At 65.1% G+C, this 14,116-nt stretch carries 14 protein-coding genes; 7 read left to right on the top strand and 7 right to left on the bottom strand.

What is annotated here, in order from left to right:
* The first annotated feature begins 17 nt into the window (after positions 1-17).
* Complete coding sequence (locus FVQ98_RS00435; protein ID WP_147911454.1) at positions 18-1,040, top strand: Bug family tripartite tricarboxylate transporter substrate binding protein; 1,023 nt, start codon at positions 18-20, stop codon at positions 1,038-1,040.
* Between the two features lie 249 nt (positions 1,041-1,289).
* Here the strand turns inward: FVQ98_RS00435 and FVQ98_RS00430 are convergent, their stop codons facing one another.
* Entirely contained in the window at positions 1,290-1,658 is a 369-nt protein-coding gene (locus tag FVQ98_RS00430) for a hypothetical protein (protein WP_147911453.1), read from the bottom strand.
* A gap of 201 nt (positions 1,659-1,859) precedes the next feature.
* On the opposite strand from FVQ98_RS00430, the gene FVQ98_RS00425 reads away from it, so the two are divergent.
* Positions 1,860-3,662: a GmrSD restriction endonuclease domain-containing protein gene (locus tag FVQ98_RS00425; RefSeq protein WP_147911452.1), complete on the top strand. Its 1,803-nt coding sequence runs from the start codon at positions 1,860-1,862 to the stop codon at positions 3,660-3,662.
* Between the two features lie 174 nt (positions 3,663-3,836).
* Here the strand turns inward: FVQ98_RS00425 and FVQ98_RS00420 are convergent, their stop codons facing one another.
* The 4 genes from FVQ98_RS00420 to FVQ98_RS00405 form a co-directional block, all read right to left on the bottom strand.
* Positions 3,837-4,010 carry a hypothetical protein gene (locus tag FVQ98_RS00420; RefSeq protein ID WP_255507554.1) on the bottom strand — a complete coding sequence of 58 codons (174 nt, stop codon included), beginning with the start codon at positions 4,008-4,010 and terminating at the stop codon, positions 3,837-3,839.
* A 252-nt stretch (positions 4,011-4,262) separates the two neighbouring features.
* Positions 4,263-4,460, bottom strand: coding sequence for a hypothetical protein (locus FVQ98_RS00415; protein WP_147911451.1), 198 nt, complete (start codon positions 4,458-4,460; stop codon positions 4,263-4,265).
* Positions 4,418-5,059, bottom strand: coding sequence for a zeta toxin family protein (locus tag FVQ98_RS00410; protein WP_222707532.1), 642 nt, complete (start codon positions 5,057-5,059; stop codon positions 4,418-4,420). The genes FVQ98_RS00415 and FVQ98_RS00410 overlap by 43 nt, the downstream gene beginning before the upstream one ends.
* On the bottom strand, positions 5,047-6,924 hold the full coding sequence (locus FVQ98_RS00405; protein WP_147911450.1) for a glutamine--tRNA ligase/YqeY domain fusion protein: 1,878 nt from the start codon (positions 6,922-6,924) through the stop codon (positions 5,047-5,049). The genes FVQ98_RS00410 and FVQ98_RS00405 overlap by 13 nt, the downstream gene beginning before the upstream one ends.
* A gap of 272 nt (positions 6,925-7,196) precedes the next feature.
* Here FVQ98_RS00405 and FVQ98_RS00400 point away from each other — a divergent pair, with 272 nt between their 5' ends.
* The gene (locus FVQ98_RS00400) at positions 7,197-7,559 is read left to right on the top strand and encodes a hypothetical protein (RefSeq protein ID WP_147911449.1); all 363 of its coding nucleotides are present in this window, start codon (positions 7,197-7,199) and stop codon (positions 7,557-7,559) included.
* Positions 7,560-8,121: 562 nt separating this feature from the next.
* Here FVQ98_RS00400 and FVQ98_RS00395 read toward each other — a convergent pair.
* The gene (locus FVQ98_RS00395; protein WP_147911448.1) at positions 8,122-8,814 is read right to left on the bottom strand and encodes a GntR family transcriptional regulator; all 693 of its coding nucleotides are present in this window, start codon (positions 8,812-8,814) and stop codon (positions 8,122-8,124) included.
* Between the two features lie 154 nt (positions 8,815-8,968).
* Between FVQ98_RS00395 and FVQ98_RS00390 the strand changes: the two genes are divergently transcribed.
* The 4 genes from FVQ98_RS00390 (at position 8,969) to FVQ98_RS00375 (ending at position 13,588) form a co-directional block, all read left to right on the top strand.
* Entirely contained in the window at positions 8,969-9,952 is a 984-nt protein-coding gene (locus FVQ98_RS00390) for a Bug family tripartite tricarboxylate transporter substrate binding protein (protein WP_147911447.1), read from the top strand.
* Positions 9,953-9,962: 10 nt separating this feature from the next.
* Complete coding sequence (locus tag FVQ98_RS00385) at positions 9,963-11,120, top strand: hypothetical protein (protein WP_147911446.1); 1,158 nt, start codon at positions 9,963-9,965, stop codon at positions 11,118-11,120.
* A gap of 152 nt (positions 11,121-11,272) precedes the next feature.
* On the top strand, positions 11,273-12,595 hold the full coding sequence (locus FVQ98_RS00380; protein ID WP_147911445.1) for a Rieske 2Fe-2S domain-containing protein: 1,323 nt from the start codon (positions 11,273-11,275) through the stop codon (positions 12,593-12,595).
* Between the two features lie 3 nt (positions 12,596-12,598).
* Complete coding sequence (locus tag FVQ98_RS00375) at positions 12,599-13,588, top strand: PhnD/SsuA/transferrin family substrate-binding protein (protein WP_147911444.1); 990 nt, start codon at positions 12,599-12,601, stop codon at positions 13,586-13,588.
* A gap of 24 nt (positions 13,589-13,612) precedes the next feature.
* On the opposite strand, the gene FVQ98_RS00370 is transcribed toward FVQ98_RS00375, so the two are convergent.
* Positions 13,613-14,113: a MarR family winged helix-turn-helix transcriptional regulator gene (locus FVQ98_RS00370; RefSeq protein WP_147911443.1), complete on the bottom strand. Its 501-nt coding sequence runs from the start codon at positions 14,111-14,113 to the stop codon at positions 13,613-13,615.
* Between the last annotated feature and the right edge of the window lie 3 nt (positions 14,114-14,116).

The following is a 14,116-nucleotide window of genomic DNA, read 5'->3' as shown; positions in this document are numbered from 1 at the left end:
TGACCTTGACCGCACCCATGCCCAACCGCAGAAACGTCCTCTCCACCCTGGCGCTGGCGCCCGCCTTGGCCCACCTGGGCGCCTTCGCCCAAGCCAGTGGCTCCTCCGCTGCCAGCAGCGCGCCCCGGCCCGCCAGCGGCTGGCCGCAGCAGGCCAGCAAGGTCTACGTCGGCTTTGCGGCCGGCGGTGGCACCGACGTCCTGGCGCGTCTGTTCGCCCAGCGGCTGGAGGCGCATTTCAAACAGCCCTTCGTGGTCGAGAACAAGACCGGCGCGTCCGGCGCCATTGCCGCCGTCGGCGTGGCCAAGGCGCCGCCCGACGGCCATAGCCTGTTGATGGCCGCCGACGCGCACCTGATCTACCCGCACCTCAGCACCGGGCTGACGTACAAGGCGGTCGACGACTTCACCCCCATCGCCTGCCTGTCGTCTGGCCCGCAGGTCATTGCCGTCCACCCCGACGTGCCCGCGGGCACCCTGGCCGAGCTGATCGCCCTGTCCAACAAGGACAAGAAGGGCCTGGCCTACGCGTCCGGCGGCGCCGGCACGCTGACGCAAATGGTGGTGGAGCTGATCAAGACCCAGTCCGACCTGAACATCACCCACATCCCCTTCAAAGGCTCGGGCCCCTCGCTCATCCCCGTCATCGCGGGCGAGATTCCGGTGCTGTCGTCGCCGCTGGGCATCGTGCTGCCGCACATCGCCAGCAAAAAGCTCAAACCCATTGCCGTCACCAGCGCCAAGCGCACCAAGTTCCTGCCCAATACCCCCCCCGTGGCCGAAACCAAGGGCTTTGAAGGGTACGAAGCCACGTCCTGGGTCGGCCTGCTGGGGCCCAAGGGCCTGCCCGCCGACATCGTCCAGGCCATCAACGCCTTCGCCGGCACCCTGGCCACCGACCCGGCCTTCGTCGAGCGCCTGGACAAGAACGCCTGGAGCCCCGTCAGCCTGAGCGCCGCCGACTTCAAGGCCAAGATGGAACGCGATTCGGCCAAGTGGAAGAAGCTGATCGACCAGCAGGGGATCAAGCTGGATGCGTGAGGGGCAGGGTGCCTAAGCGTGGCGGTAGGGCGGCTCAGCGGCGGTTATGAATAAAACAGGCCGCCAGCGCTACAACCACCTGCGCGGCCAGCTATTGAAATGATAGGGATTGGCGGCCGCTGACGCGCCCTCGGTGGGCCGCTAAATCACTTGCGCAGTTGGACGGTTGACCTGCCGGGCTGCTGGCTTGTTGAGCCACCGGCCTGACCGCATCCACGTCCCCGCGCGCGCAGCGGGGCACCGCCCAAGCTAGGCGCCAGGCTCCGCCAGCCAGCGCGCCTCAAACGCCTGCGCAAATTGCGCGTTCCCGCTCAGCGACAGCGTTAGCGTGGTGCGCCCGTGGTCGGCAGCGGTCAGGCGCACCTCGCCCGTGTCGGGCTGCCAGCCAAAAGGCAAGGGCTGGCCGTCATCGTCTTGCGCCTGCAAGTCCACATCCCAATCACCGCCTTCATCCAGCGGGCCGTACCGCCCGGCAAACGCGGTGCAGGCCCAGCGCAAGACTTGCTCCACCTCGGCTTGTAGCGCCGGCACCCGCGCCGCCGTCACGCTGGCCATGGCGTCCCAGTTGACGTGGCCGTGCTCGTCTTCGGTGGGGTCGAATAGGAGGTAGTTGAGCATGGGGAAGCGTGGCGGAAGCGGACAGAAAAAGGGCACGAAGGACTGATTGAGCACGTCGAGCTGCTGTTTAGCGGCTAAATGCTCGATATTTGCCGGTGACATTTGTGTAACGTTGCAGTAGATACGAAAAATTACGCTCCTTGTCTACAATTGCTAGGAACGCTGAAAGCAAGCTCAACGCCTATTCCTTCGCTTAGTCCCATGCAACAACAGAATCTTTCTATCGGTACCTTGGTCGATATGTACAAGCGAGGCGAGTTGCGCTTGCCGGAAATCCAGCGGCACTACGTATGGCAGGCCACGCGCGTGCGGGACTTACTGGACTCCCTGTACCGTGGATATCCCAGCGGTTCGGTGTTGATGTGGGAGACCGATGAGCCCGTGCCTACGCGCGACTTTGCGATCGCGCAGGACAGCACTGCATTCGCAGGCCGCAAGCTATTGTTGGACGGGCAGCAGCGACTGACCTCTCTGACAGCCGTGTTAAGCGGCTTGCCTGTGCAGGTGCGTGGACGCAAAAAACCTATCGATATCCTGTTCAATTTGGAGCACCCTGACGGCCCCCCTACGGATGTGGTGGAGGTTGAAAGCGATCAGGATTCTCCGCTGGCCAGCGATGACGAATTGCGCGATGAGGCAGACGAAGCTCTGGATGACAGCGTCATCGGCCACGATGCTACTGACTCACGCATCCGCGAAATGCTCAATCGCAGAGCCTTTGTCGTCGCCAGCAAAGCTTTGGCTAGCCAACCTCAATGGGTATCTGTCACGGAGGTTTTTAGAACCACTAGCGATGGAGAATTGCTCCAAAAAGCAGGAGTAACGTCGTTTAACGACCCGCGCTACACCCGATATTCCGAGCGGTTGCAGAGGCTGCGCGCAATTCGCAACTACCAGTATGTGGTGCACGTGCTGGAACGCGACAAGAGCTACGAGGAAGTGACCGAGATCTTTGTTCGGGTCAATTCGTTGGGCGCCAAGCTACGCTCATCGGATCTGGCGCTCGCTCAGATGACGTCGCGCTGGCCCAACTTGCTGCAGGAGTTGGAGAACTTTCAGCGCGAATGCGAGAAGTACGATTTCAGCATCGATCTGGGCCACTTGGTACGTTCGATTGTCGTTTTTGCCACCCAGCAATGTTTATTCCGCACCGTGGGCAGTATTCCAGTGCCGCAACTCCAGCATGGGTGGGCGATGGCGCAGAAGGGCCTGAGCTTCGCAATCAACTTTCTTCGCAGCAATGCCGGCATCGAAGACGAATCGCTGCTCTCTTCGCCGATGTTTCTACACGCCATTGCGGCCATCAGCCATACGCGGGACAACCGCCTGAGCGCCCAAGAGCAGCGCCAACTCTTGCGTTGGTTGCTGTTCGCGAACGCCCGTGGTCGTTACTCGCGCGGGTCCACGGAAACCTTGCTAAACGAAGATCTGGCCATCATCTTCCGTCAGAACAATCTCGATGCCTTGATGACGCCGGTCGAGTCGCAGTTCGGCCGTCTCTGGATCGAACCAGCCGAGCTGGTCGGCAAAGGTGTCACCAGTCCGCTATTTGCACTGTCATACATTGCGCTCAAGGATTCCGGCGCCAAGGACTGGTACAGCGGCCTTGGCTTGTCGCTGACCCATCAGGGCAAACTGCACTTCATCCAGTGGCACCACATCATCCCGAAGTCACTGCTCAAGGAGAGCGGGATGTATGAAAACAGCGAGATCAATGAAATCGCCAATATGGCTTTCATCACGGGTCAGACCAACCGTCGCATAAGCAACAAGGATGCCAGCATCTATCTCCAGAGCGTGGTCGCGCAGCAAGGGCAATCAGCGCTAGTCAGCCAGTGCGTGCCCATCGAGACAGCGCTTTGGGAGTTGCCTGCATATCGGCAGTTTTTGAACCAGCGGCGCGCGAAGCTCGCGCAATGCATGAACGATTTCATCCGCCGCAAGACGGAAGAAGGTGCCGGGAACGAAAACCCTGAACTCGCCAACTCGGTTGCCCAATCCTGAATTTACGTGAGAAAGAATCAGGCATAGCGCTCCGTCGTTTGTGTTGTGCGAGTGGACGAAGTTTGGGAATGCGTCGATTCGCTGATTGCTCACCGGAGCGATGGCGAGGCGAGTCTCCAGCCGCCATCAGATCAACCTGATGGGGAAGCTGCCGTATTTCCCCTGCCGAATCCGTCAACCCCGTGACGCGGTTAAGCAGCCGCGTGACCTTGGCACGTGGTCGTACCGGTCCACAATGAAATAGCCGTGGCGTTCGAACTCGAAGCGATCGTCGGATTGGGCGTTGGCCACGTTGGGTTCGACGTAGCCATGTTCGACCTTCAGGCTGTTCGGGTTGATTACGCTCAAAAAGTCGCGGCTGCCGACGTCGGGCTGCTCTCCGGCGAACAGGCGGAATTCGGTGGCCTAGGTGTCGTTGACACCGACCTAGGTGCGAACGCCTTTGAACCCGACGCTGTCGGCGTCGGGCTTGCCGAATTTGGTGTTCTTTGGCACGTTGGCCCGCGCCACGCTTACGCGAACAGCTTCTGAATGGATAGCAAAGCACCGCTGCAATGCAGATTGGACTTGCCGGTGGGCGTCATGCGCGCCTGCATGGCGCTACGCTGCCGCCGACTTGGACGGCTTGCCGCCCGCCGCTTTCTTGGCTTGCGCCGCAGGCGTGCCCGGCACGGTCTTGCCAAACGCCTGGGCCAGGCGATGCGCACGCTCGGCCGATTTGCGCAGGGCGGCGTTCAGCTGGCGCGCGGGCAGGATCAGGACTTGGGACTGTTCGCGGCGGATAGAAACTTTTGCCATGGCTTCTCTTGTAACACGTTCGTTGCGTTGTCGGCGGATTCGGCGATCAGTTGGGCGTGGTCGCCGCTGGAGTTGTCGAAGACGGCCCATTCGTCGGCCAAAGGGGCGTACAGCTGAACAAAGTTGGCGCGGCTGCGTGCGAAGCGGCGTTTGACGACGTCGGGCGGCACATCGTGGCCGCCCAGGCTGACGCGCAGTTTGACGCGGCGCACGGCCAAGGCGGCGCTGTCCAGGGTGAAGTAATAGATGGCGACGCGGTAGCCGCTGGTTTTCAACGCTGCCAGAAACGGCGCGAAGCTGCGGCTGGACAGGGTGGATTCAAACGCGAAGTCTTGCCGGGCGGCGGCCAAGTCACGCAGGCGGTGCAGCATGATGCGGCCGGCGGCGATGGCCACCGCGTCGGTCTGGGTGCCGCTCAGGCCGCGGGCGATGTAGTCGGCGTTGACGAAGGTGGGGATGCCCAGGGCGTCGAGGATGGCGTCGGCGTGGGTGGATTTGCCGGCGCCGTTGGGGCCGGCAAAGACGACGACGCGCGGGGCGCGGGCGCCGGTAGCGGCGCGGGCCGGCGCCTTCTTGGGTTGGCCCTTTATTTGCCCCACGAATCCTTCAACCCCGCAATCCGGTTGAACACCAGCTTGGCGCCCGGCTGGTGGTCGTGGCGGTCGGCGACGAAGTAGCCGTGGCGTTCAAACTGGAAGCGCTCTTCGGGTTGGGCGTTGGCCAGGCTGGGTTCGACATACCCCTGTTCCACGGTCAGGCTGTTCGGGTTGATGACGCTCAGGAAGTCGCGGCCGCCAGCGTCGGGCTGTTCTTCGGTGAACAGGCGGTCGTACAGGCGGAATTCGGCGGCTTTGGCGTCGCCCGCACCGACCCAGGTGATGACGCCTTTGACCTTGACGCTGTCGGCGCCGGGGGTGCCGGATTTGGTGTCTTTTATGAGCGTAGCCCGCACGGAGATTGCGCGGCCAGCTTCATCTTTAATAGCGCCGGTGCATTCGATGACGTAGCCGTATTTCAGCCGCACCTTGCTGCCAGGGGTGACGGTGCCGTCGGCGGCGGTTTGGGGCGGGAACAGGCGGAAGAAGCCTTTGGGCGGCACGTCTTCGTAGTCGGTGCGCTCGATCCAGACTTCTTTGCCCAAGTTGAAGTGGCGTTGGCCCATTTCAGGGTGGTGCGGGTGCACGGGGGCTTGGCAGGGGTCGACGTGGGTGTCGCTGCCGAAGACGTCGGCCCAGTTGTCGATGACGAGCTTTAAAGGCTCGATCACAGCCATGGCGCGGGGGACGGCGGGGTCCAGCGTTTCACGCAGGGCGGCTTCCAGGGCGGCGTAGTCGGTCCAGGCGCCGCCGATTTTGGTGACGCCGCTGCGTTCGGCAAACAGGTTGAGCGCTTCGGCCGTGTAGCCGCGCCGGCGCAGGCCGACGAGGGTGGGCATGCGCGGGTCGTCCCAGCCGTTGACGTGCGCTTCTTCGACCAGCTGGCGCAACTTGCGCTTGCTGGTGATGACGTGGCCGACGTTCAGGCGGCCGAATTCGTACTGGTGCGGGGGCGGGCTTTGCAGCAGGCCACCTTCACACAGCTTTTGCAGCAGCCAGTCGTAGAAGGGGCGCTGGTCTTCGAATTCGAGCGTGCAGACGCTGTGGGTGATCTGCTCCAGCGCGTCCTCGATCGGGTGCGCGAAGGTGTACATGGGGTAGATGCACCACTTGTCGCCGGTGTTGTGGTGGGTGGCGCGGCGGATGCGGTACAGGGTGGGGTCGCGCATGTTGATGTTGGGCGACGCCATGTCGATCTTGGCGCGCAGCACGGCGGCGCCGTCGGGCAGCTGGCCGTCGCGCATTTCGCGCAGGCGGGCCAGGTTCTCGGCCGGGGTGCGGGTGCGGAAGGGACTGTCGGTGCCGGGCTTGCCGAAGTCGCCGCGGTTGGCGCGCATCTCTTCGGGCGTTTGCTCGTCGACGTAGGCGAGGCCGGCTTCCACCAGGTATTCGGCCGCGCGGTACATGAAGTCGAAGTAGTCGCTGGCGAAGTATTCGTGCGGCTGGGCGACGCCGGGGCGGGCCGGGTCGTCGGCCAGGTGGTGGTCCCAGCCGAGCCAGCGCACGGTGTCGCGGATGCTGTCGACGTATTCCTGCTCTTCTTTTTCGGGGTTGGTGTCGTCAAAGCGCAGGTGGCACACGCCGCCGTATTCCTTGGCCAGGCTGAAGTTCAGCCAGATGCTTTTGGCGTGGCCGATGTGCAGGTAGCCGTTGGGCTCGGGCGGGAAGCGCATGCGCACCTTGGCCGGATCGGGCATGCCGGCCGCGTGGCTGGGGCCGTCGCCGGGCTGGCCGCCCCAGCGGCGCTGGGCGTAGGTGCCTTGTTCCAGGTCCTGCTCAATGGCGTGGCGCAGGAAGTTGCTGGGCTTGGCGGCGGCGTTGTCCGCGGGGGCCGGCGTGGTGCCGGCGGAGGAGGGCTTGGATGACATGCGGGAATTCTAGGCGGCGCCAGCCCAGGCATGGCGGGCAGGGGCGTTGCGCCGGCCCGGCGATGCGCGGGCGCCCGGATGTGGCGTCGGCGCGACCGTGAACTGTGCCCGCTCTATGGCGCTAAGTGCTTGATTTACAAGATTTTAGTTACGCTTGGATACGTACTTCACCGAAGGGATGTGGTCGTTTGGGGTGTGCCGACCGTTTAATCGGTGTCGAGGACGTGCGGCCCACCAAGGTCGCAAGCGCCTGGCTTTATCAGGAGAATGCAATGATTTCTGTGAAACGCATGGTGGCCGGCGGTTTGATCGCCGCAGCAGGCTTGCTGGGCGCCGCCGGCATAGCGCAGGCCCGCGACGTGTATTGGAACGTGGGCGTTGGCGGCCCCGGCATTTCGGTCGGCGTGGGCAACGCGCCGGTCTATGTGGCCCCACAGCCGGTGTACGTACCACAGCCGGTGTACGTCGCCCCGCGCCCGGTGTACTACGGCCCGCCGCCAGTCTATTACGGCCCGCCGCGCGGCTACTATCGCCCGGCGCCGGTGTACTACGGCCCGCCCGGTTACTACCGCGGTGGGCGTGGGCACCACCATGGCCGCGGTCATGGCCACCGCCACCACGGCGGCTGGCGTTAACCCGCTGAGGGTTGTGGCCGATCTGTAGTAAGGTCTTCCCCGTGGCTGCATCGGCAACACGCAGATTCGGCCCGGTTTCTTCCCGCTGGTAAGGGGCCCGAAGTGCCGTGACGCCAGCAACTCCAAGGTGACCACCCTTCTAGCCCGCCCGCCTAGGCGGGCTTTTCTTTGGCCCGCCGGCGCCTGACGCCGGTGCGAGGGCCGGGCGCGGCGACGCTGTGCTGAGGAAAGAGGCGCCCATTTGCTAGGTTTTGAGTAGCTGCCTGCGCAGGTGACTGTAGATCGGCGTGCCCCAATGGCTTGAAAATGAAAAAACCTGCCAGGGCGGCTGAAGGTGGACTTGCTTGGCGCGTGATGGGTGCCGTGGCGGCCTGATGCGGCTGGTGTTGGCGGCTTTTTTACTCCAGTTTTGATAGCTGGCTGCGCTGGTGGTTGTAGGGCTGGATGTCGATTGGGCATTGAAATGCTGACGCAGAGTGCGTCAGCTTGACGCCACCCAGGCGCTGTCCCGCTGCCTGCGGCGCGTGTCTTGCACCGTGCGCCGACCGCACGGCGCTGGTGGTCAGCCCGTCGCCATCAGCCGCTGCTTGTTGACCCGGCTGCGGTAGGCGTGTTCGCGCAGCAGCGCTTCGGCGCGCCCGGCCTCGCGCGCGCTGAGGGCGGTGACGATGTCTTCGTGGTCCTGCTGGGCGCGCTGCAGAAAGGCCAGTTCCAGCGCATTCGGCTGGCGGCCGATGGCCAGAGCGGCGGCGCTGGCCATCGGCGCGCGGGCGACGTGCTCCAGAGCGGAGGCGAGGGCGGCGTTGTCGGCCGCGGCCACCAACTCGCCATGAAAGCGCGCATTCAGCTGCACCCAGGGCGCCAGCGTGAAGGCGGCGTCGCCCAGGCGGCGTTCGGCGCCGGCCAGCAAATCGGCCCCTTCGGCCACGCAGGCGGCCAGGGCGGCGAGCAGCGTCGCGCTGGCGCCGCGCTCGGCCACCAGGCGCGCGGCCATGCCTTCCAGCACGCCGCGCACGTCGATCGCCTCGGACACGTCGCGCGGGGTCAGCATGCGCACGCGAAAGCCGCGCCGCGGCAGCTGTTCCAGGTAGCCCTCGCGCACCAGCTGCTCGAACGCCACGCGCACCGGCGTGCGCGAGACGGACAGCTGCGCGGCGACGTCCAGCTCGACCAGGCGCTGGCCTGGCTGCACGGCGCGGGACAGGATCTGCTGGCGCAGCGCGTCCAGCACGGCTTGAATCTGCGGGGTACCCATGCCCCCATTGTCATCGGCCGGCGCCGCTGTCAATGCATGCAATCGCTTAAAAAAGAAATGATCCAGATCATTAGATACCTAAAAATGCATGCAAAATACCGCCATGCGCGCGGCAAGAGGTGCGGCGCGCACGGAACCCCTGGAGACACCTGCGATGACTTTGAACCGCCGTGCGGCTGCTGCCGCCTTGCTGCTGACCTGCCTGTCTGGCGCTGCCTTGGCTGCGGGCAACTGGCCCGAAAAACCGATCAAGCTGGTGGTGCCGTTCCCGCCCGGCGGCGGCGGGGACAACATGGCCCGCCTGGTCATGACCCGCGTTGCCCAGGAGCTGGGCCAGCCGCTGGTCGTGGAAAACCTGGCCGGCGCCGGCGGCAACCTGGGCAGCGTGAACGCCGCGCGCGCCTCGGGCGACGGCTACACGCTGCTGTACGGCACCAACGGCACCTTCGGCATCAACCAGACGCTGTACCGCAAGCCGGGCTTTTCTGCGACCAACGATTTCGTGCCGGTGGGCCGCCTGACGACGATCGCCGCCATGGTGGTGGTGCGCCCCAGCATGAACGTGAAGACCATGGCCGACCTGACCAAGCTGTTCAAGGCCAGCCCGGGCAAGTACACCTTTGCGTCGGCCGGCAACGGCACCACGTCGCACATGGCGGGGGAAATGCTGAAGTCGGCGCTGGGCGTGGACATCGTGCACGTGCCCTACCGCGGCGGCGCCCCGGCCATCACCGACGTGATCGGCGGGCAGGTGGACACCATGATCGACGTGATGCCCAACACCGCGCCGCAGGTCAAGGGCGGCAAGCTGCAGGCCATCGCCGTGTCGACGGCCAAGCGCGTGCCCGGCTTTGACAACGTGCCGACCATCGCCGAAAGCGGCGTGGCGGGCGCCAACGGTTTTGACGTGGGTGCGTGGGACGCGATCTTTGCGCCCAAGGGCACGCCGGCCGAGGTGGTGGACAAGGTCAACGCCGCCATCCGCAAGGTGCTGGCCGACCCGGACATGCAGGCCCAGTTGGCGTCGCGCGGCGCCGTGCCGTCGCCCAGCACGCCGGCCGAGCTGCGCAGCTTCGTCGCCACCGAAGTCGACCGCTGGGGCAAGGCCGTGAAGCAGGCCGGCGCCACCATCGATTGAGGAGCCGGCCATGACCCCCGCCACCAACTTCGTCGGCCTGCCGCCGGCGGAAGACCCGCAGATCGTGGGCATCCGCGACCAGTTCCAGGCCATGGACAACTTCACCCAGGTGTTCGCCATTCGCCCGGGCGACCGCGTGCTGTTCCTGGCCGACCCGCTGCTGGACCCGCGCGTCATCCAAGCCGTGCTGGGCCTGGTGCGCTCACGCGGCGCCACGGCGCGCATTTACATGGAGCCGAGCACGCGCGTGACCGAGGTGCCCGAGGGCATCCGCGCGCTGCTGGAAGACGCCACCTTCGTGGTGTCGACCTGGTTCTGCTCGATCATCGACCCGCTGTGCATCCAGCTGCGCCGCCAAGGGCAGCGCTGGGTGAAGATCACCTACTTCCGCAACCTGGACCTGCTCAAGACGCCGCAGGCGCGCTTCCCGCTGGACGTGATCGGCGAGCTGACCCGGGCCACGGCGGCGCGCTACCCGGAAGGCGAGGCGTTCGATTTGCGCTTCACCGACGAGCGTGGCAGCGACTTCCGCATCCACTTCACGCCCGAGATGCGCCAGCGCCAGCTGGCCACCAACCGCTGGCGCGGCAAGATGACGGCCGAGGAAAACGGCGCCTACGTGCACTACCTGCCCACGCACGGGCCGAACCTGTGGGACCACAACTCGGTCAACAACGATTTGTCGGTGGCCACCGAGATGTCGGGCGTGCTGTACCCGCAATGGGCGATCGGCTTTGCCAAACCGTTCGAAGAGCGCATCGGCGTGCACTTTGACGGGGAATACGTGTCGCGCGTGGAAGGCGAGTCCGACGAAGCCAAGGTGCTGCGCGAGATGCTGGTCGGCGGACGCATGATCGAAGGCGGTGGTTGCGGCTTCAACCCCAAGGCGCCGCGCCACACGGTGTACCCGGCGGGCTCCAACGCGCCGGGGGCGCTGCACTTCGGGATCGATCTGGCGCAGCCCAGCGACTACATCCGCCGCGTCATGCCCGACTGGGAAGAGCCGCCGGTGCACATGGACCTGATCACGCTGGACGGCACGGTGCTCGCGGGCGACAACCTGTTGATCGACAAGGGTTTTCTGTGCGCGCTGCGCGACCCGGCGGTGGTCGAGCTGGCCAGCCGCTACGGCGACCCGATCGAGCTGCTGGAAGTGCCGGTGTACTAAGAAACGGCGGCCGCTGCGCCGGCGCGGCGGCGTCGGCCTGGGCCCAGGCGCGCTTGAAGGATTGACCGGGTCAAGCGATTTTGCTTGCAAATACTTAGGTCTCGAATAATAATCGGACCAAGTGAGTACCCATTGATGAAGGACCAGACACCATGATGACCGCCGCCGAAAACGATCTGCTTTGCCGCGTCGAGGGCGACGCGCCGATGGGCAGGTTGATGCGCCAACACTGGACGCCGGTCTGCCTGATCGAGGAGGTGGCCGAGCCCGACGGTGCGCCCGTCAAGGCGCGCGTTTTCGGCGAAGACCTGGTGGTCTTTCGTGATTCCGACGGCACCGTGGGCGTGCTCGACGAGAAATGCCCGCACCGCCGCGTCTCGTTGGTCTACGGCCGCAACGAAGAGGGCGGCCTGCGCTGCCTCTACCACGGCTGGAAGATGGACACCCAGGGCAACGTGCTGGAGATGGTGTCTGAGCCGGCCAGCAGCGGCTTTGTCGACAAGGTCAAGCACAAGGCCTATCCGGTGCAGGAGTGGGGCGGCTTCGTCTGGGCCTGGTTTGGCGCCGCCGACGCGGTGCCGCCGTTCACACCACCGGCCTGGGCGCCGACGGCCGACACGCGCGTGTCGGTCGCCAAGGTGCTGCTGCCCTGCAATTGGGCGCAGATACTGGAAGGCGCCATCGACTCGGCGCATTCTTCCAGCCTGCATTCATCCGACATGGTTCCGGCGCGGGTGGACGGCGCGCAGGCCACCGAGAACAACTGGTTGCGCCCCTCGACCGACAAATCGCCGCGTCTGCAGGCGCAGCGCGGAGACTACGGCTTCCGCTACGCGGCCATCCGCCGCCCGATCAAGGATGCGGCGACGCACGACTACGTGCGCTCTACGGTGTTCGTGGCGCCGTACTCGGTGCTGATTCCGCCGAACAACCTGTACAACGTGGCCAACGTGAACGTGCCGATGGACGACACGAACACGGCGTTCTATTTCATTGCCTGGGGCCACGCCAGCAAGACCCCCGAAACGGCCACCTGGCGCCGGTTCCTGCGGCAGACCATCGGCATCGATCTGGACGAGCGCTACCGCCCGCTGCGCAACGAGGACAACCGTTTCTGGCAGAACCGCGAAGCGATGAAGGCCGGCAACTTCACCGGCATCACCGGCTTTCCGAACCAGGACGTGGCCATGTGGATCAGCATGGGCCCGATCGCCAACCGCTCGGACGAGCGCCTGGGCGCCAGCGACCTCGCGATCGTCGAATTCCGCAAGCAGATGCTGGAAGCCGTCAAAGCCGTGGAGCAGGGCCAACCCGCGATCGGCACCGGCGAGCGCGCCATTCCGGCGGCCGTGTGTGCCTACCAGGCCGTGATTCCAAAGACCACCGACTGGCGCGAACACCCGGTGCACTACGTCTGGCTCGACAAGGTCGAGCGGGCCGAAGAACTCGAACCTTCTTATTCCGTGGGAGCCTGATCAATGGCCAAGCTGCAACTTTCCGTCGCCATGGGCGACTACGACCGCACCCGCGCGCTGCTGGACGGGCGCGTGCAGATCGACGGGGTCGATCCGGTCTACATGACGCTGTACCCGGAAGAAATGTTCTTTCGCGCCATGCGCAGCCAGGAATTCGACATCTGCGAACTCTCGTTCTCCAGCTACACCGTCAAGACCGCCAACGGCGACTGCCCGTACATCGCGGTGCCGGTGTTTCTGTCGCGTGCCTTCCGCCACACCTCGATCTACGTGCGCAAGGACCGGATCCACCAACCCGAAGACCTGAAGGGCAAACGCATCGGCGTGCCCGAATACCAGCTGAGCGCCAACGTCTGGGCCCGCGCCATCCTGCAGGACGACTACGGGGTGCGCCCGGAAGACGTGACCTGGGTGCGTGGCGGCATCGAAACGCCGGGCCGTCCCGAGAAGATTCCGCTCAAGCTGCCGCAGGGCGTGAAGCTGGAATCGGCGCCCGAGGACACCACGATTTCAGACATGCTGGACCGCGGCGAGATCGATGGCTTCATGGCACCGCGCCCGCCCAGCGCGCACGTGCTGGCCAACCCGAATGTGGGGTGGCTGTTCGACGACCCCACCGCCACGGCCAAGGACTACTACAAGCGCACGCAGGTGTTCCCCATCATGCATGTGGTGGGCGTGCGCAAGACGCTGGCCGAGCAGCACCCGTGGCTGCCCGGCGCGGTGTTCAAGGCGTTCTCGCAGTCCAAGGCCGCTGCGCTGGAGGCGCTGTCGGACACGTCGGCCACCAAGGTGACGCTGCCGTTCGTAGAAGAACAGCTCAAGGCCGCGCGCGAAACCATGGGCGAGGACTATTGGTCGTACGGCGTCGCGCCCAACCGCCAGACGCTCGAAACCTTCCTGCGCCACCACCATTCACAGGGCCTGTCGTCGCGGCACCTGGCGGTGGAAGAGATCTTCCACCCGGCCACGTACGAAAGCTACGTGATCTGAAGCCGCCGGGGGGAGGCCCCTGGCTTATTTCGCGTTGAGCGACTTCGCCGGGTCGTCTGCCGCAAGGTTCTCGACCATATCGAGCAGCGCCTTGCGCACCGTGGCCACGGTGCGCGCCGGCATGCCGTTCATGCTGACCGCGTTGACCTCTTCGGCGAGCGGCACGAGCACCGGCTCAAGATCGCGCCCCTTGGGCGTCAGGAAGACGTGGACGTTCTTGCGGTTGCCTGCGAGTTGCCGACGTTCGATCAAGCCGGCCGCTTCCATCGCCTTCACCGCACTGAACGTGGTGGGCTCCATGACGCCTGCGGATTCGCTCAGTTCGCGCTGCGTCAATCCGTCGGTCACCCAAAGAATGCGCAGGAACGTCCAGTGGCCGAACGACACGTCGTGCATGGCCAGGCGCTGCTGCAGCGCACGCATCTGCATGCGGGCCACGTCGCGGATCAGGTGCGCGAGACGGTCGTGCGGGAGCACCTCCCGCCAGTGGTGGAGCAAGCGTTCGGTGCCGTGTCGGTCGTTCATAGG

The organism is Ottowia flava (genome assembly GCF_008017535.1).
In the GTDB taxonomy this organism is placed as follows: domain Bacteria; phylum Pseudomonadota; class Gammaproteobacteria; order Burkholderiales; family Burkholderiaceae_C; genus Ottowia; species Ottowia flava.
The sequence above is the reverse complement of the archived record's forward strand: the minus strand, read 5'-3'. Positions and strand labels throughout refer to the sequence as shown.